Origin of the sequence: Pseudomonas sp. P105 (assembly GCF_032614175.1) — a bacterium.
In the GTDB taxonomy this organism is placed as follows: Bacteria; Pseudomonadota; Gammaproteobacteria; order Pseudomonadales; family Pseudomonadaceae; genus Aquipseudomonas; species Aquipseudomonas rhizophila.
Map to the genome: position 1 here is coordinate 4,258,401 of NZ_CP126693.1, position 22,377 is coordinate 4,280,777.

16 protein-coding genes and 4 tRNA genes are annotated in these 22,377 nt (G+C 61.1%); 2 read left to right on the forward strand and 18 right to left on the reverse strand.

Translation table 11 applies throughout. The features are described from left to right. Positions 1–209: 209 nt before the first annotated feature. The 7 genes from QOM08_RS19100 to leuC all read right to left on the reverse strand — a co-directional run bounded on the left by QOM08_RS19100 (position 210) and on the right by leuC (position 9,532). Positions 210–2,774: a FimV/HubP family polar landmark protein gene (locus QOM08_RS19100; RefSeq protein WP_139049563.1), complete on the reverse strand. Its 2,565-nt coding sequence runs from the start codon at positions 2,772–2,774 to the stop codon at positions 210–212. A gap of 208 nt (positions 2,775–2,982) precedes the next feature. Next, on the reverse strand, positions 2,983–3,993 hold the full coding sequence (locus QOM08_RS19105) for an aspartate-semialdehyde dehydrogenase (protein WP_076383917.1): 1,011 nt from the start codon (positions 3,991–3,993) through the stop codon (positions 2,983–2,985). Between the two features lie 250 nt (positions 3,994–4,243). After that, positions 4,244–5,356, reverse strand: a complete 1,113-nt coding sequence (asd, locus tag QOM08_RS19110) for an aspartate-semialdehyde dehydrogenase (RefSeq protein ID WP_047229242.1) — start codon at positions 5,354–5,356, stop codon at positions 4,244–4,246. A 54-nt stretch (positions 5,357–5,410) separates the two neighbouring features. Further along, complete coding sequence (gene leuB / locus QOM08_RS19115; protein WP_047229243.1) at positions 5,411–6,493, reverse strand: 3-isopropylmalate dehydrogenase; 1,083 nt, start codon at positions 6,491–6,493, stop codon at positions 5,411–5,413. A gap of 51 nt (positions 6,494–6,544) precedes the next feature. Next, positions 6,545–7,309 carry a class I SAM-dependent methyltransferase gene (locus QOM08_RS19120; RefSeq protein ID WP_139049560.1) on the reverse strand — a complete coding sequence of 255 codons (765 nt, stop codon included), beginning with the start codon at positions 7,307–7,309 and terminating at the stop codon, positions 6,545–6,547. A 148-nt stretch (positions 7,310–7,457) separates the two neighbouring features. Continuing rightward, complete coding sequence (gene leuD, locus QOM08_RS19125) at positions 7,458–8,102, reverse strand: 3-isopropylmalate dehydratase small subunit (protein WP_047229245.1); 645 nt, start codon at positions 8,100–8,102, stop codon at positions 7,458–7,460. An 11-nt stretch (positions 8,103–8,113) separates the two neighbouring features. Next, positions 8,114–9,532, reverse strand: a complete 1,419-nt coding sequence (leuC, locus tag QOM08_RS19130; protein WP_076383915.1) for a 3-isopropylmalate dehydratase large subunit — start codon at positions 9,530–9,532, stop codon at positions 8,114–8,116. Positions 9,533–9,688: 156 nt separating this feature from the next. Between leuC and QOM08_RS19135 the strand changes: the two genes are divergently transcribed. Together QOM08_RS19135 and QOM08_RS19140 are read left to right on the forward strand one after the other, a co-directional pair. Further along, on the forward strand, positions 9,689–10,579 hold the full coding sequence (locus QOM08_RS19135) for a LysR family transcriptional regulator (RefSeq protein ID WP_047229247.1): 891 nt from the start codon (positions 9,689–9,691) through the stop codon (positions 10,577–10,579). Positions 10,580–10,648: 69 nt separating this feature from the next. Continuing rightward, positions 10,649–13,927 carry an EAL domain-containing protein gene (locus tag QOM08_RS19140; RefSeq protein ID WP_316911995.1) on the forward strand — a complete coding sequence of 1,093 codons (3,279 nt, stop codon included), beginning with the start codon at positions 10,649–10,651 and terminating at the stop codon, positions 13,925–13,927. A gap of 74 nt (positions 13,928–14,001) precedes the next feature. Here the strand turns inward: QOM08_RS19140 and QOM08_RS19145 are convergent, their stop codons facing one another. From QOM08_RS19145 to uvrB, 11 genes are all read right to left on the reverse strand, one after another. Beyond that, on the reverse strand, positions 14,002–14,454 hold the full coding sequence (locus tag QOM08_RS19145) for an Hsp20 family protein (protein WP_047229249.1): 453 nt from the start codon (positions 14,452–14,454) through the stop codon (positions 14,002–14,004). 120 nt (positions 14,455–14,574) lie between these two features. After that, positions 14,575–15,534, reverse strand: coding sequence for a tRNA dihydrouridine synthase (locus QOM08_RS19150; RefSeq protein ID WP_076383914.1), 960 nt, complete (start codon positions 15,532–15,534; stop codon positions 14,575–14,577). A 247-nt stretch (positions 15,535–15,781) separates the two neighbouring features. Continuing rightward, positions 15,782–16,231, reverse strand: coding sequence for an acyl-CoA thioesterase (locus tag QOM08_RS19155; RefSeq protein WP_047229251.1), 450 nt, complete (start codon positions 16,229–16,231; stop codon positions 15,782–15,784). A gap of 85 nt (positions 16,232–16,316) precedes the next feature. Next, positions 16,317–17,150 (reverse strand): alpha/beta fold hydrolase, encoded by an 834-nt coding sequence (locus QOM08_RS19160; RefSeq protein ID WP_047229252.1) that lies wholly within the window; start codon positions 17,148–17,150, stop codon positions 16,317–16,319. Positions 17,151–17,178: 28 nt separating this feature from the next. Further along, positions 17,179–17,718: a TetR/AcrR family transcriptional regulator gene (locus QOM08_RS19165; protein WP_076383913.1), complete on the reverse strand. Its 540-nt coding sequence runs from the start codon at positions 17,716–17,718 to the stop codon at positions 17,179–17,181. A gap of 180 nt (positions 17,719–17,898) precedes the next feature. After that, positions 17,899–17,974 (reverse strand) — tRNA-Glu (locus tag QOM08_RS19170). Positions 17,975–18,049: 75 nt separating this feature from the next. After that, a tRNA-Ala gene (locus tag QOM08_RS19175) sits at positions 18,050–18,125 on the reverse strand. Between the two features lie 53 nt (positions 18,126–18,178). Then, positions 18,179–18,254, reverse strand: a tRNA-Glu gene (locus QOM08_RS19180). 79 nt (positions 18,255–18,333) lie between these two features. Next, a tRNA-Ala gene (locus QOM08_RS19185) sits at positions 18,334–18,409 on the reverse strand. Positions 18,410–18,555: 146 nt separating this feature from the next. Then, complete coding sequence (gltX, locus tag QOM08_RS19190) at positions 18,556–20,037, reverse strand: glutamate--tRNA ligase (protein ID WP_316911996.1); 1,482 nt, start codon at positions 20,035–20,037, stop codon at positions 18,556–18,558. A gap of 231 nt (positions 20,038–20,268) precedes the next feature. Then, positions 20,269–22,284 carry an excinuclease ABC subunit UvrB gene (uvrB, locus tag QOM08_RS19195; RefSeq protein WP_316911997.1) on the reverse strand — a complete coding sequence of 672 codons (2,016 nt, stop codon included), beginning with the start codon at positions 22,282–22,284 and terminating at the stop codon, positions 20,269–20,271. Between the last annotated feature and the right edge of the window lie 93 nt (positions 22,285–22,377).

Below are 22,377 nucleotides of genomic sequence, written 5' to 3' on the forward strand. Positions count from 1 at the left end.
CCAACCGGTGGTCATGTGTTGAATGTACTGGCGCCATCGCGAGCAGGCTCGCTCCCACAAGGGATTTGTGCTGGGCGCAGGATTTGTGAATACCCGAGAACCTCTGTGGGAGCGAGCCTGCTCGCGATGAGGCCCGCCAGCCAACCTAAACTCCAGCCCAAACAAAAACGGCAGCCTCACCGGCTGCCGCTTTTGTTTACCCGATCACCTCAGGCCAGGCGCGACAACATTTCCTGCGCCTCGCTCTTCTGCGTGGCATCGCCTTCGCTGAGGACTTCGCCGAGGATATCCCGGGCACCATCGTTGTCACCCATGTCGATGTAGGCCTGGGCCAGATCGAGCTTGGTCGCCACTTCATCGGTACCGCTGAGGAAGTCGAAATCCGGCTCATCGTCGGCACTGGCCAACGCGTCTTCAGCAGTGAAAGTCGGCTGAGCGAGGCTGTCGGACAGGCGCTCAAGCTCGGCATTGACATCGTCCAGTTCGGACTCGAAGGCGTCCTTGGGTTTGTCTTGCACGTCCATTTCATCGGCCAGGGACAGGTCGAAATCTTCCGGCAGCTCAAGGTCGTCAGACGGGGTGTCGGCCACCGCAGGGGTTTGGACGGCAGGCTCATCCAGGCCCTTGAGGTCGTCATCCAGGTCCAGCAGGAAGTCTTCGTCGGCCAGGGCTGGCGTCGGCGCCGGGGCGTCGGCCCCCAGGTCAAGGTCGAACTCCGACAGGTCATCCAGGCTTTCATTGGCCTCGGTCTGCTGCTTGAGCAACGATTCGAAGTCCAGGTCATCATCGGACGGGAATGCATCCAGCTCGACGACAGGCTCTGGCTCAGGCGTTGCCGGTGCGGCTTCCAGATCCTCAAGGCTCAGGTCGAAGGCGCTGTCGAGCTCCTCATCGGTGGGCGGCGTGTCTTCCAGCAAGTCCTTGACGTACTGGGCGTCCAGCTCCGCAGCGACTGCCGCGGCGGCCAGACCGGCAGTGGTGGCCACCACCATCGCCGGGAAACGGCTTTTGAGCTGTTCGACCTGGGCATAGTTTTCGCCGTTGGCCACCAGTTGGCGCTCTTGGGCAACAAAGGCGTCGCGGTCGCCCTGCTGACCGTAGACTTCCATCAGTTTCAGGCGCAGGTCGCTGCGCTGAGGCTCGGCCTTGATGCCTTGCTCAAGCAGATCAGCCGCCTGATTCAAACGACCACGATCAATGTGGGACTGGGCCTGCCCCAGCACATCGTCGGAACGCTCGGCAGCCGGAGCCACCAATGGCGCGGCGATCGGCGGCGTGACGATCACGGGCGCAATCACCGGGGCTGGCTTGGGCGCTGGCGCGGGAGCGGGTTTTGGTTCGAGCTTTACGCTTGGCGGTGGAACTTCAATGCCCTCGAAGCTGCTCGGGGGCAGATCGAGCTCCGGGGAGAAATCAGCCTCCTCCTCGAGGGCTCGGGCCATGCGCAAGTGCTTCTCGGCTTCCTGTTGCGCCTTGCGGCGACGGGCCAGCAACAGCAGCAACAACAGCAGGATCAACGCACCACCGCCAACCAGACCCAACAGGATCGGATTGGTCAGCAGATCGTTGTACTTTTGTTCGCTGGACGCTGCCGGGGCTGGCTCCACGGGAGTCGCGGGCGGCGTCGCTTCAGGCGCGGGTGCAGGAGCTTGCGCCGTTGGGTCCGGCGTCAATTCTGCCGACATCGCCGGGGCCGACTCATCGAGCGGCGGTACGGCGACACCATCAGCCTGCATTTTGGCCAGCTGATTGTTCTTCAGCTCGATCAGGCGCTGCAGCTTGTCCAGTTGGCTCTGTAGATCCGCCATGCGGCTTTTGAGCTCTTCATTGTCGCGGCGAGCCGAATCGAGGCTTTCCTGGGTGACCGCGAGCTGGTTGCTCAGGGCTTGGGCATCGCCGGCAGCGCCTTTGGCGCCGGCCTTCGCAGCCTCGGCGGAGACCAGACTCAGATTATCGCGACCGGCCGCCTGGGCCGGTGCAGCTTGACTGCCACCACGCTTGGTACCGTCCAACTGCTGCTGGCCGGAACGCGCAACGCCCCGCCGCCCCTGGCGCCAGGCGGCATTCTGCGCAGCCACTTCAGCGATAGCCTGGGGCTGCGGCAACGCGGTGCTTTGCACCGGGTCCGGCAGACGCAATACCTTGCCGGTCTTGAGCAAATTGATGTTGCCGTTGATGAATGCGTCCGGGTTCAACGCCTGGATCGCCAGCATGGTTTGCTGGATCGATCCGCCGTTGCGCACCTTGGCAGCAATTTCCCAAAGTGTATCGCGCGGCGTGGTGGTGTATTGGGAAGGCTTGGTGGCGCCCGTCACCGGCGTGGAGACGACCTGGGACGGCTTCGTCCGGGCGGCGTCAGCCGCCTGGGGGGAGAATTTGGAAGGGTCGATCAACACGCTGTAGTCGCGCAGCAGACGGCCATTGGGCCACATCACCTGCACCAGAAACTTGACCATCGGCTCCGACAGCGGCTGGCTGGAAGTCACCCGCAAGACGCTCTTGCCATTGGCATTGATTACCGGGGTGAAGGTCAGGTCATTGAGAAACGCCTGGCGGTCGATTCCGGCCTTGGCAAACTCCTCGGGCGAGGCCAGGCTCGGCACGACTTCGGCGGCGGTCAATTGCTGGACATCGAGCAGCTCGATCTCGGCGACCAGAGGCTGGTTCGGCGGCGACTTCAGGGTCAATTCCCCGAGCCCGAGTGCTTGCGCCATACCGGAGGACAGCGCCGAGGCGGCCGCTATTGCTAACACCAGTTTGCGAACTTGAACCATAGCCTCTTCCTTTGTTTGAACATTCCTCGGCCAGCGAGAAGGTGTTGATGCCGCTGCCGTAAGGCATTGCGCGCCCCCCGAAGCAACGGCGCGCGCGATCGTTTCACTCATGCTCGGGGAAAGCCCCGAGAGGGAGGTTCGCCTTCAGCACTCTGGCCAAGCATAGCGCCCAGCTAGAATCATTCGACAAATTGTTGCCAAGTATCTTTTACAGCAGGTCTTTTATCAACAACTCAGCCACTTGCACAGCATTGAGCGCCGCGCCCTTGCGTACGTTATCTGACGTCAGCCACATATTTAGTTCCGCCGGGTCATCGATCCCCCCGCGCACACGTCCAACGTAGACTACATCCTGCCCTACCGCATCGCCCACCGGGGTCGGGTAATCGCCCGCCTCCACCAGCTCGATGCCGGGTGCCGCCTCCAAGGCTGCGTTGACTTTCGCCAGGTCGACGGCGCCGGCTGCCTGCACAGTCACGCTAAAGCTATCGCCAAAAAACACCGGGGCTTGAATGCAAGTGACGGAAATCTTTAACGAAGGCTGTTCCAGCACCTGACGCAATTCACGCACCAGACGCTTTTCCAGCAGCGTGTGACCCTGCTCGTCCGGGGTACCCACCTGAGCCAGCAGGTTGAACGCCATTTGCCGATCGAAAAATTTCGGCTCAAGGGGACGTGCATTGAGCAACTCGGCAGTCTGACGGGCCAGCTCACTGACGGCGGCGCGGCCCTGAGCGGACACAGCGAGACTGGCGGTCAGGCTGATACGCTGCAACGCCAGGCATTGGCGCAGCGGCGCCAGCACCACGGCCAGCGCGGTCGCCGACGCACTGGGACTGCTGACTTGAAACGGCTTGCTCAGACCCGCCAGCAGCCCGGCGTTGGCTTCCGGCACGATCTGCGGCGCCTGCTCAGGCGGCAGGGCGCCGGACAGGTCAATCAACGCGCAACCGGCCGCCGTGGCACGCGGGGCGAAGCTCAGGGTCACCGCCGGGCCGGCGGCAAAAAACACCAGTTGGACTTTGCCGAAATCAAATTCGTCGACTTCGCGCACCCGCACATTTTTGCCGCGAAACATCACCGAGCTTCCTGCCGACTCGCTGCTGGCCAGCAGGTGCAGGTTGCCGATCGGGAAGTCACGTTCTTCGAGAATCTGGACAAGGGTTTCGCCGACAGTACCGGTGGCGCCGATCACGGCAATATCAAAGGACTGGCTCATGGGTCTACCTCAGGTAAAACGTGGGGAGCGGCACTTTACCGGGTGGGGGGTATGCAGGCAATTGGCAGGGGAGTTTGCAGTGGTTGTACTGGCCCCATCGCGAGCAAGCTCGCTCCCACAGGTGTTGTGGCCACTGAAGATCCACTGTGGGAGCGAGCTTGCTCGCGATGACGATGTCACGGACGACACCGTTCCCATAAAAAAACCCGCACCTCTCACAAGGCACGGGCTCTTTCACAGCAGAGACCGATCAACGCTCGAGCAGAATCCGCAGCATGCGACGCAGCGGTTCGGCCGCGCCCCACAGCAACTGGTCGCCGACGGTGAAGGCACCGACGAATTGCGAGCCCATGTTCAACTTGCGCAGACGACCCACCGGTACGTTCAAGGTGCCGGTGACCTTGGTCGGGCTCAGCTCCTGCATGCTGATTTCGCGGTTGTTCGGCACCAGCTTGACCCAAGGGTTGTGCTGGCTGATCAGCCCTTCGATGTCGGCGATCGGCACGTCTTTGTTCAACTTGATGGTCAGCGCCTGGCTGTGGCAGCGCATGGCACCGATACGCACGCAGATGCCGTCCACCGGGATCGGGCTCTTGAAGCGACCGAGGATCTTGTTGGTTTCGGCCTGGGCCTTCCACTCTTCACGGCTCTGGCCGTTCGGCAGTTCCTTGTCGATCCACGGGATCAGGCTGCCGGCCAACGGCACGCCAAAGTTCTCGGTCGGGTACGCATCGCTGCGCATCGCCTCGGCGACCTTGCGATCGATGTCCAGGATGGCACTGGCCGGGTTGGCCAGGTCATCGGCGACAGCGGCGTGGGTCGCACCCATTTGCTTGATCAGTTCACGCATGTTCTGCGCGCCGGCCCCGGAGGCCGCCTGATAGGTCATGGCACTCATCCACTCCACCAGACCGGCCTCGAACAGGCCGCCCAGGCCCATCAGCATAAGGCTGACGGTGCAGTTGCCGCCAATGTAGTTCTTGGTGCCCGCGTCCAGTTGCTGGTCGATGACCTTGCGGTTCACCGGGTCGAGAATGATCACGGCGTCGTCCTGCATGCGCAGGCTGGAGGCGGCGTCGATCCAGTAACCCTGCCAGCCGGCTTCACGCAGTTTTGGGAAGACTTCGCTGGTGTAGTCGCCACCCTGACAGGTCAGGATCACGTCGAGGGTCTTGAGCTCGTCAATGCTGTAGGCATCCTTGAGCGCACCGGTGTCCTTGCCCACGGACGGGCCCTGGCCACCGACATTGGAGGTGGTGAAAAACACCGGTTCAATGAGATCGAAATCCTGCTCTTCCAGCATTCGCTGCATGAGCACGGAACCGACCATGCCGCGCCAACCGATCAGACCTACACGTTTCATCGCAACTACACCTATACAAAAGTGGGCCACCGTCGAAGCGGTGGGCCGCAAAGATTACAGATTACGCAACGCGGCGACTACTGCATCGCCCATTTGCTGCGTACCGACTTTGGTACAACCGGTCGACCAGATGTCGCCCGTGCGCAAACCTTGATCCAATACCACACTGACCGCCTTCTCGATGGCATCAGCCGCGTCATTGAGACTGAAGCTGTAGCGCAGCATCATCGACACCGACAGGATGGTTGCCAACGGGTTGGCAATGCCCTGCCCGGCAATGTCCGGCGCCGAACCGTGGCATGGCTCGTACATGCCTTTGTTGTTGGCATCCAGGGAGGCCGACGGCAGCATGCCGATGGAGCCGGTGAGCATCGAGGCTTCATCGGACAGGATGTCACCGAACATATTGTCGGTGACGATCACGTCGAACTGCTTGGGCGCGCGCACCAGTTGCATGGCAGCGTTATCGACGTACATGTGGCTCAGTTCGATGTCCGGGTAATCCTTGGCCACCTGCTCGACCACTTCGCGCCACAGTTGGCTGGAAGCCAGGACGTTGGCCTTGTCCACCGAGCACAGTTTTTTGCCGCGCACCCGCGCCATATCAAAACCGACCCGGGCGATACGGCGGATTTCGCTCTCGCTGTACGGCAAGGTGTCGTAGGCCTGACGCTCGCCATTATCCAGCTCACGGGTGCCGCGCGGGGCGCCGAAGTAGATACCGCCGGTCAGTTCACGGACGATGAGGATGTCCAGGCCCGAAACGATTTCCGGCTTCAGGCTCGAAGCGTCGGCCAGTTGCGGGTAGAGGATTGCCGGACGCAGATTGCCGAACAGGCCCAGTTGCGCACGGATCTTCAGCAGGCCGCGCTCAGGACGGATGTCGCGTTCGATCTTGTCCCATTTCGGGCCGCCCACGGCGCCCAGCAGTACGGCATCGGCGGCACGCGCGCGATCCAGGGTTTCATCGGCCAGGGGGACGCCATGCTTGTCGATCGCAGCGCCGCCGATCACATCGTGGCTGAGTTCAAAGCCCAGGCCGTACTTGTCGTTCGCCAGCTCTAGGACCTTGACCGCTTCGGCCATGATTTCCGGGCCAATACCGTCGCCTGGGAGAATCAGAATCTGCTTGCTCATGTTTTCCTCGTTTGCTCTGTCGGCCCGCGCTTGGACTGGCCGGAAAAAGTGCTATCGCTCGGCCCACAGCACCAGTACGTCTGTACTGAACGAACCATCGGCCTCAATCTCAAAATATTCACGCACCTCAACACCCATCGATCGCTGCAGCTCACGGATCGCCCCACGCATCACTTCGGGGGTGCGCATGCGCTCGACCCACGACTGGTACTCCAGGCGCAGACGCTGGCGCGTGGTGCTGCGGGTATGCAACCCCGCCTCGCTGACCTGGCGCAACCACTCGCCGGCCGAATAATCGCGAACATGGCTGGTGTCACGCAGCACCTCAACGCTTTGCAGGTACGTGTCCAACAACGGCATGCCGGGTGACAGGACATCAATGAACGCCGCCACTCCACCCGGCTTGAGCACCCGGCGCACTTCCCGCAGCGCCAAGCCCAGGTCGCTCCAATGATGCGCCGAATAGCGGCTGAACACGAAGTCGAACTCAGCGTTAGCGAACGGCAGGCGTTCGGCGGCGCCGCACACCGTGGTGATGTTACTCAGACCACGATCCGCTGCCGCCGTAGCTACAACGTCAAGCATTGGCTGGGACAGGTCGTAGGCCACCACTTCACCGGCCAGCGGCGCCACATGGAAACTCACGTGCCCAGCGCCGCAGCCCAGGTCCAGCACACGGGCCTCGCCGCGCCCGGCAAGCTCAGCCTGCAGCAGGGCGAACTCAGTGCCCTGGGCGTGCACAGCACTGCTCAGATAGGCCGAAGCCTGTTCACCGAATTGCTTTTGTACGACCTGACTGTGGGCGGTGCTGGTCATGGGATGTCCTTATGGTTTTTTATTGCCTGGGCGGACCCCATCGCGAGCAAGCTCGCTCCCACAGGGGATTTATGGTGTTCACAAAACACCTGTGGGAGCGAGCTTGCTCGCGAAGGGGCCAGCACTGACGACATCAATCTCAGATCAATCAAGCATCCCGAAACAACCAAGGCTGGCTCGCCCGGTGCTTGGCCTCGAACGTGGCAATCGCCTCGCCGTCCTGCAAGGTCAGGCCGATGTCGTCCAGACCGTTGAGCAGGCAGTGCTTACGGAATGCATCGATCTCGAAACGCAACACCTTGCCGTCAGGACGGGTCACGGTCTGGGCCGCCAGGTCGATCTGCAGTTGATAGCCGGGGTTGGCCTCGACCTGCTGGAACAACTCATCGACTTCAGCGTCGCTCAGGATGATCGGCAACAAGCCGTTCTTGAAGCTGTTGTTGAAGAAGATGTCGGCGTAGCTCGGCGCAATGATGCTGCGAAAGCCGTACTCTTCAAGGGCCCATGGCGCGTGTTCGCGACTGGAGCCGCAGCCGAAGTTTTCGCGGGCCAGCAACACGCTGGCGCCTTGGTAACGTTCGGCGTTGAGGACGAAATCCTTGTTCAACGGGCGCTTGGAGTTGTCCTGGTACGGCTGGCCCACATCCAGGTAGCGCCACTCGTCAAACAGGTTCGGGCCGAAGCCGGTGCGCTTGATCGACTTCAAAAACTGCTTGGGGATGATCTGGTCGGTGTCGACGTTGGCACGATCCAAAGGCGCGACAAGACCAGTGTGCTGGGTAAAAGCTTTCATGCTGCGCTCCTTCAGATCAATTCACGGACGTCGACGAAACGGCCGTTGACGGCGGCGGCGGCGGCCATGGCCGGGCTGACCAGATGCGTACGGCCACCGGCGCCCTGACGGCCTTCGAAGTTACGGTTGGAGGTGGAGGCGCAATGCTCGCCCGACTCCAAACGGTCCGGGTTCATCGCCAGGCACATCGAGCACCCAGGCTCACGCCATTCGAAACCGGCCTCGAGGAAAATCTTGTCCAGACCTTCGGCTTCCGCCTGGGCCTTCACCAGGCCCGAGCCTGGCACCACGATGGCCTGCTTGATGGTCGAGGCGACTTTGCGGCCCTTGGCGATCACCGCCGCTGCGCGCAGGTCTTCGATCCGCGAGTTGGTGCAGGAGCCAATGAACACACGGTCCAGCTGAATGTCGGTGATCGCCTGGTTGGCGCTCAAACCCATGTATTTCAGGGCGCGGACGATGGAGTCTCGCTTGACCAGATCCATCTCCTTGGCAGGATCGGGCACGTTCTGGTCCACGGCCAGGACCATTTCCGGGGAAGTGCCCCAGCTGACTTGCGGCTTGATTTGCGTCGCGTCGAGTTCGACCACGGTGTCGAACTGCGCGTCGGCGTCGGAAACCAGGTCTTTCCAGGCTTGCACCGCCATGTCCCACTCGGCGCCCTTGGGGGCGAACGGACGGCCCTTGACGTACTCCACGGTTTTTTCATCGGCGGCCACCAGCCCGACACGAGCGCCGGCTTCGATGGACATGTTGCAGATGGTCATGCGCCCTTCCACGGACAAATCGCGGATGGCGCTGCCGGCGAACTCGATGGCATGGCCGTTACCACCGGCGGTGCCGATCTTGCCGATCACGGCCAGGACGATGTCCTTGGCAGTCACGCCAAACGGCAGCTTGCCCTCGACGCGCACCAGCATGTTTTTCATTTTCTTGGCGACCAGGCACTGGGTAGCGAGCACGTGCTCGACCTCGGAGGTGCCGATGCCGTGGGCCAAGGCGCCAAACGCACCATGGGTGGAAGTATGGGAGTCGCCGCAGACCACGGTCATGCCGGGCAAGGTCGCGCCCTGCTCCGGGCCAATGACGTGGACGATACCCTGGCGCACGTCATTCATCTTGAATTCAACGATGCCGTATTCGTCACAGTTATCGTCAAGGGTCTGAACCTGCAAGCGCGACACCTGATCGGCAATGGCTTCGATGCCGCCCTTGCGCTCCGGCGTGGTCGGTACGTTGTGGTCCGGGGTCGCGATATTGGCATCGATGCGCCACGGCTTGCGCCCGGCCAGACGCAGGCCTTCGAAGGCTTGCGGCGAAGTCACTTCATGGATGATGTGACGGTCGATGTAGATCAGCGCCGAACCATCGTCGCGCTGCTTGACCAAATGCGAATCCCAGAGCTTGTCGTAGAGCGTTTTGCCGGCCATCAGACGGTTCCTCATCAGCTTGTTTCTATGCCCCGGGTCTTGAGTGAATCAATAACCCCTTGGCTTGTGAGGCTGATCTTATGAGGCTACATTAAATAACTCAAATTCATATTTTTCATGCTTTGCATAACCATTTGGAATTCGACCAGGACGACCATGGACCTCGCCAGCCTTAACGCCTTTATCGCCATCGCCGAGACCGGCAGTTTCTCCGGCGCCGGTGAACGCCTGCACCTGACCCAGCCGGCCATCAGCAAGCGTATCGCCGGGCTGGAGCAACAGCTCAAAGTGCGCCTGTTCGATCGGCTCGGTCGAGAAGTCGGCCTGACCGAGGCTGGACGAGCCCTTCTGCCACGGGCCTATCAGATTCTGAACGTGCTGGATGACACCCGCCGCGCCCTGACCAACCTGACCGGTGAAGTGACCGGACGCCTGACGCTCGCCACCAGCCACCACATCGGCCTGCATCGGCTGCCACCTCTATTGAGGGAGTTCACCCGACGCTACCCTGAGGTGGCGCTGGATATTCAGTTCCTCGATTCGGAAGTGGCCTACGAAGAAATTCTCCACGGCCGGGCGGAGCTGGCGGTCATCACCCTGGCCCCGGAACCGCACACGCTGGTACGCGCCACGCCGGTGTGGGACGACCCCCTGGATTTCGTGGTGGCGCCGGAACACGCGCTGTTGGACAACGGCCCGGTCAGCCTGGCAGACATCGCCTTGCATCCGGCGGTTTTCCCCGGCGGCAATACCTTTACCCACCACATTGTTCAACGCCTGTTCGAAGCCCAGGGCCTGACGCCGAACATCGCCATGAGCACGAATTATCTGGAAACCATAAAAATGATGGTCTCCATCGGCCTGGCCTGGAGCGTCCTGCCGCGCACCATGCTCGATGAACAGGTGGCACGCATTCCTTTGCCGGGCATACAGCTCAGTCGCCAGCTAGGCTATATCTTGCACACCGAACGGACGCTGTCGAATGCTGCACGGGCTTTCATGTCCTTACTGGACGCACAAATCGATCTGCCAGGGAAAAGGGCATAGGTTGTGCTACTCCTATAGAGCCGAAACGCCTGCGCCCAACGCCCAAAATTGCCCAAGGCTCGCGAGATAATGCCCAAGTCCGCTGACCAGTTCCCGCCCCTGCCGCGCATTCAGGCGCTAGACCCGAAACGGTCCGAGCAAAGCTGGGACAGTGCCCCACAGTTGCTGGCCGCCCTGAACGGCGCGCGCCTGGGAGCCTGGTCGTGGGACATTGATACCGGGCGGATCAGTTGGTCACGGGGCACCCAGGCGCTGTTCGGCTTCGATCCGCGCCAGCCATTGCCGGCGGATGTGGACTATCTGGACCTGTTACTCCCCCAAGACCGAGCAAAGGCCATCCGCGCCTTTCATGCGGCTGTGGCCGGTGCGCCGCTGGAACAGGCCATGCACCATCGCATCGTCTGGCCCGACGGCAGCCTGCACTGGCTGGAAATCAACGGCAGCGTATTACCCGACAAACACGGCCGCCCGCGGATGATCGGAGTAATCCGGGAGATCACGCACCAGCGCGAACGGGAGCAGGCACTGCGCAACTCGGAAAAACGCTTCGCCACGCTCTTTCACCTATGTCCGAACATGGTGCTGCTGACCCGCCAGGAAGACGGGCTGATCATCGAGGCCAACCAGTATTTCGAAAGTCTGTTTGGCTGGCCGCTGCACGACATCATCGGCCGCACGACGCTGGAACTGGGCCTATGGGTCGACCCCGGACAGCGGGCAAAACTGGTTGAGATCATCAAGGCCAACGGCGAAATGGCGAGCATGGAGGTGGAACTGCAGGCCAGCAATGGTCAGATCCACAGCGGCCTGCTCAGCGCCCAGAAGGTCGAGCTGGAAGGCCAGCCTTATCTGCTGAGCACCTTCCTCGATACCACCGAACGCAAACTTGCCGAACAGGCCCTCAAGGACAGCCAGGAACGCCTCGATCTGGCCCTCGATTCGGCGCAACTGGGCACCTGGGACTGGCATATTCCCAGCGGCATGCTCTACGGCTCGGCCCGGGCGGCGCAGCTGCATGGCCTGGAGCCCAAGCCGTTCCACGAGTCGTTCGATGCGTTTTTCGAAGGGGTGCCCGATGACGAGCGCAACAACATGCGCAACGCCTACCGCAGCCTGCGGGAAGGCCCGGCGGGGAATTATCAACTGACCTACCGCGTACAAATGCCGGACGGCAGCGCCCGATACCTGGAAAGCCGCGCACGTCTCTATCGTAATGACGACGGCAGCCCGCTGCGCATGGCCGGTACCTTGCTGGACATCACTGACCAGGTAGAACGCGAACAGAGCCTGGCGGCGTCGGAAGAAAAATTCGCCACCCTGTTCCAGGTCAGCCCCGACCCGATCTGCGTTACCCATCAGGAAAGTGGCCGGTTCCTCGAAATCAATTCCAGCTTCACCCAGACCTTCGGCTGGTCAGCCACCGACGTGATCGGCCTGAGCGCCGACGAAATCGGCCTGTGGGATGCCTCGGGGAGCAGCCTGCAACGCATCGAAAGGGTGATACGCGAGCGCTCCCTGAACAACGTGGCCGTCGTCGTCCACCATAAAAACGGCCAGCCGCTGACATGCGTGATTTCCAGTCGCCAGATCAACGTCGGCAACCAGCCCTGCATCGTCACCACCCTGCGGGATATCTCCCAGCAGCAGCGCTCCGAGGCGGCCCTCAAGGCCAGCGAGGAGAAATTCGCCAAGGCTTTCCATTCCAGCCCTGACGCCATCACCATCACCGAACGCGACAGCGGCCGCTACCTTGAAGTCAATGACGGCTTCTGCCGCCTGACCGGCTACCGCGCCGACGAAGTGATCGGGCACACGGTCTACGAGGTCGGTATCTGGGCTGAAGAAAAACAACGCATGGCCTTGCTGGCCGAACTGGAGCTCAAGGGCCGGGTGCATCACCAGGAAATGCTCGGGCGCAATAAACGCGGAGAGATCCTCACGGTGGAGGTCTCGGTCGAACCCATCATGCTCAATGAAACGGCCTGCCTGCTGCTGACCGCCCGGGACGTGAGCCTGTTGCGCAATGCCGAAGCACAGATCCGCCATTTGGCCTATCACGACCCGCTGACCAACCTGCCCAACCGCGCCTTACTGATGGATCGGCTGAGCCAGCAGATCGCCTTGCTCAAGCGCCATAACCTGCGGGGCGCCCTGTTGTTTCTGGACCTGGACCACTTCAAGCACATCAACGACTCCCTGGGCCACCCAGTGGGCGACACGGTGCTGAAAATCATCACCGCACGCCTGGAAGCCAGCGTGCGCCTGGAAGACACCGTGGCGAGGCTGGGCGGCGACGAATTCGTGGTGCTGCTCAGCGGCTTGGAAGGCACCCGCAGCGCAGTCAGCCAACAGGTACAGAACCTGGCCGACACTCTGCGCGAATTACTGTCGGAGCCGATGTTTCTCGATGGCCAACGGTTGCAGGTCACGCCGAGCATCGGCATGGCGCTGATTCCCGACCATGGCTCCACCCCCACCGACCTGCTCAAGCGCGCCGACATTGCGCTGTACCGCGCCAAGGATTCGGGGCGCAACACCTCGCAGATGTTCCACACCACCATGCAAAAAGCCGCCAGCGAACGGCTGCGCATGGAAACCGACCTGCGCCAGGCCTTGGCTCGCGGGGAGTTCAGCGTACATTTCCAACCTCAGGTCGACGCCCGGGACAACCGCATCATCGGCGCCGAAACGCTGGTGCGCTGGCATCACCCCGAATTGGGCGCCCAATCACCGAATGAATTCATCAAAGTGCTGGAGGACAGCGGGCTGATTCTGGAAGTTGGCACCTGGATTCTCGATGAAGCCTGCAACGGCTTCAAACAACTGATCGCCAAGGGCAAGATCGATCCGCTGCAATTCAGCCTGTGCGTGAATATCAGCCCACGGCAGTTCCGCCAGAGCGACTTCGTCGAGCGCATCGAAAGCTGCCTCGCCACCTATGGCCTGCCTTACGCCATGCTCAAGCTGGAAATCACCGAGGGCATCGTGATCCAGAACCTGGACGACACCATCGCCAAGATGCGTCGCCTGAAAAAATTGGGGGTGAGCTTCGCCATGGACGATTTCGGGACCGGTTATTCGTCGTTGACCTACCTCAAACGTCTGCCAGTGGATACCCTGAAAATCGATCAGTCATTCGTGCGCGACGCCACCAGTGCCCCCAACGATACCGAAATCATCCGCGCCATCGTCGCCATGGCCCGCAGCCTTGAGCTGGAGGTGATTGCCGAAGGTGTCGAGACGCAGGAACAACTGAGCTTCCTGCAGGGGCTGGGTTGCCATTTGTACCAGGGCTACCTGCACAGTCGGCCGTTGCCGCTAGACGCGTTTGAGCGACTGCTGCCCTGACAGAGGAGCCAGCAATGAGGGCTCCACAATGAAAAAGGGCGCCAATGGCGCCCTTCTTCATTAGTTGCGATGCATCAGTTTTGCAGCGCGGGTTGTTGCTGCGCCCCGTTGATCGGGATGCGCTTGGCTTTCGCCTCTTCCGGGATCACTCGCAACAGGTCGATGCTCAACAGACCGTTGCTCAGGCCGGCGGATTTGATCTCGATATGATCGGCCAACCGGAAGGACAGCTTGAACGCACGCTGGGCGATACCCTGGTGCAGATAGGTCACGCTGTCGTTGCTCGCTTCGCGCTTACCACCGCTGATGGTCAGCACACCTTTTTCCACTTGCAGGTCCAGGTCGTCTTCCTGGAACCCGGCGGCGGCAACCACGATGCGATACTCGTCATCGCCATGTTTTTCCACGTTGTAGGGTGGATAGCTACTGCCCGGTTCGTTGCGCAAGGCGGTTTCGAACAGGTCGTTGAAACGGTCGAAGCCCACCGAGGAACGGAACAGAGGAGCCAGGGAAAATGCAGTACTCATGATTCAAATCTCCTGAAAAGTTCAGCAAGGTTTTTTGTCTCCGCGACCCGAATTCGGCATCGCGTAATCCCTATCTAGGGACCGCCAAAAACTTTTCAAGAGGTTGTTTTGAAATTTTTTTCAGGCCGCTTCGGTGCGCTGCACGCCCAGCAAATGGCCTACCGCGTCCAGGTCGGTTTCCCGGCGCAGGGCGGTAAACAGCTCCACCGCTTCGGGATAATTGCGAGTCAGCATCGCCAGCCACTGCTTCAACCGGCCGGGCGCCTGGCGTGGGGTCAATTGCTCGACCACCTGCACCCAGAAGTCCTGGAGCATGGGTTGCAACTCGGCCCAGGACAGCTCGATCACCTCTTCACCGGCCCTGGCCGCAGCGATCTGCCGGGCCAGATCAGGACGGGAAACGAGGCCGCGACCGAGCATGATGTCTTCCACACCACTGATCTCGCGGCACCGGCGCCAGTCTTCAACGCTCCAGATATCGCCGTTGGCGAATACCGGGACCTTGACCACATCCTGAACCCGTGGGATCCACTCCCAGTGGGCCGGTGGTTTATAGCCGTCGGTCTTGGTCCGCGCATGCACCACAATGTGCGCCGCGCCACCTTCGGCCAATGCCGTGGCACAGACCAACGCCCCATCCGGGCTGTCGAAACCCAGGCGCATCTTGGCGGTAACGGGAATGTGCCTGGGCACCGCGCGGCGCACGTGCTCGACAATTTCGTTGAGCAGCTCCGGCTCTTTGAGCAACACCGCCCCACCCCGTGATTTATTCACAGTCTTGGCCGGACAGCCGAAGTTCAGGTCGATAACCTGCGAACCCAGCTCGCAGGCCAATGCGGCGTTCTCCGCCAGGCACACCGGATCGGAACCCAGCAATTGCACCCGCAGCGGTACGCCGGCAGCGGTCCGGGCACCGGTCAGCAGCTCAGGGGCAAGCTTGTGGAAATAGGCCGGTGTGAGCAGACGGTCATTGATGCGAATGAACTCGGTCACGCACCAGTCGATACCGCCAACACGGGTCAGAACGTCCCGCAGGATGTTGTCAACCAACCCCTCCATGGGCGCCAGGGCAATTTGCATGGAAAAACACACTCAACGAAAAACGTGCGGCAGTTTACCGGATTTTGCCCACAACATCGGAATTCACCACCAATCCCCTGTGGGAGTTGAGCTTGCTCGTGATAGCGCTGGGTCAGCTTGCATTGATACCGAATGTGCGGCCGTCATCGCGAGCAAGCTCGGCTCCCACACTGGATCCCGCGTGTTCACAGATTCTGCATCCACCACAGATCCCTGTGGGAGCGAGCTTGCTCGCGATAGCGCTGGGTCAGTCTATGAGAATGCCGGATGTCATCAGCGCAGGACCATAACCCTCGATGAACTCCGGCGGCATGCGCTTGGGCCTGCCGGTGGACAGTTCAATGCAGACAAATGTGGTCTGGGCCCGCAATAACGTGGTGTTGTCGCTGGGGCGAATCAGCTGGAAATGCCGATTCATCTTCAATCGCTGATCCCAGTCGACGATCCAGGTAGCCAGTTGCAACTCGTCACCTTCGTAGGCCGCCGCCAGGTAATCGATCTCATGACGCACAACCGCCATGGCCCGGTCCAGCCGCCGATACTCCACCAGATCCAGCCCCAGGCGCTGGGAATGGCGCCAGGCACAGCGCTCAAGCCAGGTGACGTATACCGCGTTATTGGCGTGGCCCAGCCCGTCGATGTCTTCAGCATTTACTTGAAGATCAATAATGAACGGCGTTGCCCGATCCCAGCCCATGCCCCTCTCCCAGTCGAATTTGGTGGGGGCCAGTGTAACGGATCCGAGCTTGACCGCCATCGCGGCCAAGCCTTGCTCCCACAGATCAAGCCGATTGCCGTGCTTGCAGACTGCGCCCGGCCAGCAGGGATAACACGCCATCAATGACGCGAGGATCGGCCAGCACCCGCTGGTGGCCGCCCTGCGGCAAGCGCAGCAAGCGGCTGTCGAACCAGGCTTCGTGAATCAGTTGCGATTCCTTGACCGAAACGAAGGTGTCGTCCTCGGCATGGACAATCAGCCCGGGCACGTCCAGTTGGTAATGGGCGACATCCATCCTCGAAGCCGGCATGCCCACATCGTTTTCCACTTGGCGAATGAAGGCCGATCGCGCCTTGGGCGGCAGCCCCATCATCCGGGCGAACCCACGCAGCACGCCAAGAATGCGCGCAGGCGCCGCAATGCTGACCAGAGTCTCGGTCCGCAACCCCAGCTGAACCGCGAGCATGGCACTGGCACCACCCATGGAATGCCCAACCACGGCTTGCAGAGGTGGTAACTCCGCCGCGGCTTCGAGCATGGCCCTGGCAAACAGCAGGACATTGGCCTCGCGCCCAGGTGAGCGGCCATGGGCCGGGCCGTCCAACGCCACCACCGTGTAGCCGGCACCTACCAGCGCCGTGATCAGCGCGGCAAATTGCGTGGGTCGCCCTTCCCAGCCATGCATCAACAAGACGGTCGGACCTTTGCCCCAACGCAAGGCGGACAGACCGAAGCGTAAGGTGATGCGCTCGGAGGTCGCCAGCAATGGCAGCTCCCAATCCCTTGGCGGCAAGTCCCGGGGACGCATGAACAGCGATCGCATCTTCTTCGCCACCAGGCCCGGAGCCACCCATCCCAGCGTGCCATTGACGCCACGAATCCAGCTAAACCTGTTCATCGCTCATCTCCAGGGCTTGCGCCTTAGCTCATCGCACCGCCGACTTGGCAGCGCGCAGCAACCGATCCGATAACTCTCCCGGGCCCAACGCTCGCGCCAAGGCCAGGCCGCCGACCATCAGGGCAATGTCAGCCAAGGCCTTGTCGGCGTCTTCCGGGCTGGCCGCCAACTGCGCAACCATCAGCTCAATATGCTCATTGAGCACCTCACGAAACTCATCCGGCAGCCGCCCGAGCTCGCCGACCGATGCCGGGATCGGGCAGGCCAGATCGGTGGTATCACGGTGCTTGCGCGACAGGTAGAACGCGGCTGCCAGGGTTCGCCGCTCCTCACCGCTCAGCTCGGCATCCATGTCAGCGATCAAGCCACGACGCTGGCTGAGCAGTTGCTTGAATGCCTCGAGCATCAAGGCATCCTTGCTTTCGAAGTGGGCATAGAAGCCGCCCACTGTCAGCCCGGCGGCGCCCATCACTTCGCCGACACTCGGCTCGGCCGGACCCCGCTGAATCAGCGCAGCACTGGCGGCCTTGAGTATGCGTTCGCGGGTTTGCGCTTTTTTATCGCTCATCGTTACCTCCGAATATTACGACTGAAATATTATCCATGTAATAATTTTCCGCAAGCGGAAATTTTGACCGCTGGTCAGAAGCATCGTTAAAGGAATTGAAGATTGGCCGAACGCCAGACAAACAAAAGGGCCATTCAAGAATTGAATGACCCTTATAAAATCCCGCAGAGCGGGTAATCGTGGCGTCCCCTAGGGGACTCGAACCCCTGTTACCGCCGTGAAAGGGCGGTGTCCTAGGCCACTAGACGAAGGGGACACAAACCTTCTAACTTGATCAGCGCTGAGAACTGATCGATTCAAGGTCGGTGTGGCCAAACCTTGAACCTGTAATTGGTGGAGCTAGACGGGATCGAACCGTCGACCTCTTGCATGCCATGCAAGCGCTCTCCCAGCTGAGCTATAGCCCCGGATTTTTCGCCTCGCGGCGGAGCGACATCTTGCAACATCGCTTCTGTAAAACTGGCGTCCCCTAGGGGACTCGAACCCCTGTTACCGCCGTGAAAGGGCGGTGTCCTAGGCCACTAGACGAAGGGGACGCAAACCCTTCTATACAACTGATCAACGCTGAGTGTTGATCGCTTCAAGACCGGTGTGGCCAGGCCTTGAAGTGTAAATTGGTGGAGCTAGACGGGATCGAACCGTCGACCTCTTGCATGCCATGCAAGCGCTCTCCCAGCTGAGCTATAGCCCCTCATCGCTGAGGACGGGGCGAATCTTAAGGGCGTATCCGAGGGCTGTCAAATTTATTTTCAACAAATTTGAAAGTTTTTTGCCGGGATAACAATCACTTACCGACAAACCCCGGAAAACCGGGGTATGTCCTGCCTCATCGAGCACTCAGGCAATCGCGCCCAGCAGTTTTTCCCACTCCTTGTTCTCCTTCTTCGACACACCACCGAGCAGATCGATGGCCTGGCGCAGACGGAAACGGGTCAGGTCCGGGCCAAGGATCTCCATGGCATCGAGCACCGACACCGAGCTGGCCTGAGCAGTAATGGCGGCGAACATCAGCGGCATGGCATCACGCAGTTTCAGCTCCAGCGATTCGACCACGGCCTGGATGGTCGCGGTGATGCTGTCCTTTTCCCACTGGCGCAGACTTTCGAGCTTCCACAGGATCAGCTGCATCAATTGGCGCACTTGATCACCGGAAAGCTTCTTGGACTCGAACAGCTTCGCATCCGGGGTCACGCCGCCGGCAAAGAAGAAGCCGGCCAGAGGGGCGATCTGGCTGAACGTCTCCACCCTGCCCTGCACATGGGGAGCGATTTTCATCATGTACTCAGGGTTGAATGCCCACTTCTGTACACGCGCAGCAAACTCCTCCACCGGCAGGTCACGCAACCACTGACCGTTGAGCCAGGAGAGTTTCTCGACATCGAAGATCGGACCACCCAGCGACACCCGCGACAGGTCGAAGTGCTCGACCATTTCCTGCAGCGAGAACTTCTCGCGCTCGTCCGGCATCGACCAGCCCATGCGCCCCAGGTAGTTGAGCATCGCCTCAGGCATGAAGCCCATGCGTTCGTAGAAGGTCACCGACGTCGGGTTCTTGCGCTTGGACAGCTTGCTCTTGTCCGGGTTACGCAGCAGTGGCATGTAGCACAGCTGCGGTTGTTCCCAGCCGAAGTATTCGTAGAGCAGGATCAGTTTCGGCGCCGACGGCAGCCACTCTTCACCGCGCAGGACGTGGGTGATGCCCATCAGGTGATCGTCGACCACGTTCGCCAGGAAATACGTCGGCAGGCCGTCGGTCTTCATCAGCACTTGCATGTCCATGCGATCCCACGGGATCTCGACATCGCCGCGCAGCATGTCCGGCACCACGCAGACGCCTTCGGTCGGCACCTTCATGCGGATCACATGGGGCTCACCGGCGGCCAGGCGACGGGCGACTTCTTCCTTGGACAGCAGCAGCGCGCGGCCGTCGTAGCGTGGGGTCTCGCCGCGAGCGATCTGCTCGGCGCGCATCTGGTCCAGCTCTTCGGCGGTACAGAAGCACGGGAAGGCGTGCCCCATGTCTACCAGTTGCTGGCAGTACTGCTGATAGATGTCACCGCGCTCGCTCTGGCGGTAAGGACCGTGCGGGCCGCCAACGTCCGGACCTTCGCTCCAGTCGATGCCCAGCCAGCGCAGGGCGTCGAAGATCTGCTGTTCGGACTCGCGGGTCGAACGCAGCTGGTCGGTGTCCTCGATCCGCAGGATGAACTCACCGCCGTGCTGCTTGGCAAAGCAATAGTTGAACAAAGCGATGTAAGCGGTGCCGACATGGGGATCGCCAGTGGGCGAAGGCGCGATGCGGGTGCGGACGGTGGTCATGGCATGTCTCGGAAAGAATATAAAAGCGAAGATGAAACAGGGGGCGAATGGTAACAGGCGATGGTGGGCGGGCTCCAGTGAGAGGGGGATTTGTGTGGCACCTGTCAGACCGAGGCACCTTCAATCGCGAGCAGGCTCGCTCCCACAGGGAACCAAGTTGTCCGGACTGGACGCGGTCCATTGTGGGAGCGAGCCTGCTCGCGATAAGGCCATTACCGTGGCCACACAACCTCAGACAGTCAGCAACCGCTCGCGCAGCTTGCCAATCTCGTCACGCAACTGCGCAGCCGCTTCGAACTCCAGGTCCCGGGCCAGCTGGTACATTTTTTCTTCCAACTGACGGATACGTTTGCTGATTTCGCTCGGCGAGCGCAGTTCGGCTTCGTAACGGGCGCTCTCTTCGGCGGCCTTGGCCATGCCCTTGCGCTTCTTGCTGCGCGAGCCGGGCACAGTGGCGCCTTCCATGATGTCGGCGACGTCCTTGAACACCCCTTTCGGCGTGATGCCGTTGGCCAGGTTGAAGGCAATCTGTTTATCGCGACGACGCTCGGTCTCGCCGATAGCCCGTTCCATGGAACCGGTGATGCGATCGGCATAAAGAATCGCCCGGCCGTTGAGGTTACGCGCCGCCCGACCGATGGTCTGGATCAACGAACGCTCGGAGCGCAGGAAACCTTCCTTGTCGGCGTCCAGAATCGCCACCAGTGACACCTCCGGCATGTCCAGGCCTTCGCGCAGCAGGTTGATCCCCACCAACACGTCGAACGTACCCAGGCGCAGGTCGCGGATGATCTCGACCCGCTCCACCGTGTCGATGTCCGAGTGCAGGTAGCGCACCCGCACACCGTGGTCGGCCAGATAATCAGTCAGGTCTTCGGCCATGCGCTTGGTCAGCGTGGTGACCAGCACCCGCTCCTCCACCGCCACACGCTTGGAGATTTCCGAGAGCAGATCATCGACCTGAGTCAGCGCCGGGCGCACTTCAACCTGCGGATCGACCAGCCCGGTGGGTCGCACCACCTGCTCGACCACCCGGCCGGCATGCTCGGCCTCGTAGTTGCCGGGGGTGGCGGAGACGAAAATCGTCTGCGGACTCACACTTTCCCATTCGTCAAAACGCATCGGCCGGTTATCCAGGGCCGAAGGCAGACGGAAGCCGTATTCCACCAGGGTTTCCTTGCGGGACCGGTCGCCTTTGTACATGGCGCCGACCTGGGGCACGCTGACGTGGGATTCGTCGATCACCAGCAAGGCATCGGCCGGCAGATAGTCATACAACGTAGGCGGTGGCGCGCCCGCCGGGCGACCCGACAGGTAGCGCGAGTAGTTTTCGATGCCGTTGCAGTAACCCAGCTCCAGGATCATCTCCAGGTCGAATCGGGTCCGCTGCTCCAGCCGCTGGGCTTCCACCAGTTTGTTGTTCGACCGCAAGTATTCCAGGCGCTCCTGCAATTCAACCTTGATCCCCTCGATAGCGCCCAGCAGGTTTTCCCGGGGCGTAACGTAGTGGCTCTTGGGGTAGAAGGTGAAGCGCGGCAGCTTGCGGATCACCTCGCCGGTCAGCGGATCGAACGCCGAAAGACTCTCCACTTCGTCATCGAACAGCTCGATGCGGATCGCCTCCAGGTCCGATTCCGCCGGGTAGATGTCGATCACGTCGCCACGGACCCGGAACGTTGCCCGGGCGAAATCCATGTCGTTGCGGGTGTACTGCAGGTCCGCCAGGCGACGCAGCAAGGCTCGCTGGTCGAGCTTGTCGCCGCGATCAACGTGCAAGACCATCTTCAGGTACGTTTCCGGGCTACCCAGACCATAGATGCACGATACCGTGGTGACGATGATCGCGTCCTTGCGTTCGAGCAATGCCTTGGTGGCCGAGAGCCGCATCTGTTCGATGTGATCGTTGATCGAAGCATCCTTCTCGATGAAGGTGTCCGAAGACGGTACGTAGGCTTCGGGTTGGTAGTAGTCGTAATAGGAGACGAAGTACTCCACCGCGTTATTGGGGAAAAACGCCTTGAACTCGCCATACAGCTGCGCCGCCAGGGTCTTGTTCGGTGCCAGCACCAGGGTCGGGCGCTGCACCTGGGCAATCACGTTGGCGATGCTGAAAGTCTTGCCCGAGCCTGTCACACCGAGCAGCGTCTGGTGCGCCAGTCCGGCCTCGATGCCTTCGACCATCTGGCGAATGGCTTCCGGCTGGTCGCCGGCGGGCTGGAATCGGGTGACTAGCTGGAATTCAGACATAACATAACCTCTGGGTTCACCCCTGTCGGCCAGCCAACAGGAACGAGAAAGACCGAAACGACTGATGTCGCCCGAGGAAAAAACTGGGATGCA

Excerpts from the sequence above, each read along its gene's own strand:
- QOM08_RS19160 (WP_047229252.1), bottom strand. The coding sequence starts at position 17,150 with ATGAACAGGTTTAGCTGGATTCGTGGCGTCAATGGCACGCTGGGATGG.
- QOM08_RS19150 (WP_076383914.1), bottom strand. The coding sequence starts at position 15,534 with ATGCAAATTGCCCTGGCGCCCATGGAGGGGTTGGTTGACAACATCCTG.
- gltX (WP_316911996.1), bottom strand. The coding sequence starts at position 20,037 with ATGACCACCGTCCGCACCCGCATCGCGCCTTCGCCCACTGGCGATCCC.
- QOM08_RS19140 (WP_316911995.1), top strand. The coding sequence starts at position 10,649 with ATGCCCAAGTCCGCTGACCAGTTCCCGCCCCTGCCGCGCATTCAGGCG.
- QOM08_RS19100 (WP_139049563.1), bottom strand. The coding sequence starts at position 2,774 with ATGGTTCAAGTTCGCAAACTGGTGTTAGCAATAGCGGCCGCCTCGGCG.
- QOM08_RS19120 (WP_139049560.1), bottom strand. The coding sequence starts at position 7,309 with ATGACCAGCACCGCCCACAGTCAGGTCGTACAAAAGCAATTCGGTGAA.
- asd (WP_047229242.1), bottom strand. The coding sequence starts at position 5,356 with ATGAAACGTGTAGGTCTGATCGGTTGGCGCGGCATGGTCGGTTCCGTG.
- leuB (WP_047229243.1), bottom strand. The coding sequence starts at position 6,493 with ATGAGCAAGCAGATTCTGATTCTCCCAGGCGACGGTATTGGCCCGGAA.
- QOM08_RS19145 (WP_047229249.1), bottom strand. The coding sequence starts at position 14,454 with ATGAGTACTGCATTTTCCCTGGCTCCTCTGTTCCGTTCCTCGGTGGGC.
- QOM08_RS19165 (WP_076383913.1), bottom strand. The coding sequence starts at position 17,718 with ATGAGCGATAAAAAAGCGCAAACCCGCGAACGCATACTCAAGGCCGCC.
- QOM08_RS19105 (WP_076383917.1), bottom strand. The coding sequence starts at position 3,993 with ATGAGCCAGTCCTTTGATATTGCCGTGATCGGCGCCACCGGTACTGTC.
- QOM08_RS19155 (WP_047229251.1), bottom strand. The coding sequence starts at position 16,231 with ATGGGCTGGGATCGGGCAACGCCGTTCATTATTGATCTTCAAGTAAAT.
- leuC (WP_076383915.1), bottom strand. The coding sequence starts at position 9,532 with ATGGCCGGCAAAACGCTCTACGACAAGCTCTGGGATTCGCATTTGGTC.
- uvrB (WP_316911997.1), bottom strand. The coding sequence starts at position 22,284 with ATGTCTGAATTCCAGCTAGTCACCCGATTCCAGCCCGCCGGCGACCAG.
- leuD (WP_047229245.1), bottom strand. The coding sequence starts at position 8,102 with ATGAAAGCTTTTACCCAGCACACTGGTCTTGTCGCGCCTTTGGATCGT.
- QOM08_RS19135 (WP_047229247.1), top strand. The coding sequence starts at position 9,689 with ATGGACCTCGCCAGCCTTAACGCCTTTATCGCCATCGCCGAGACCGGC.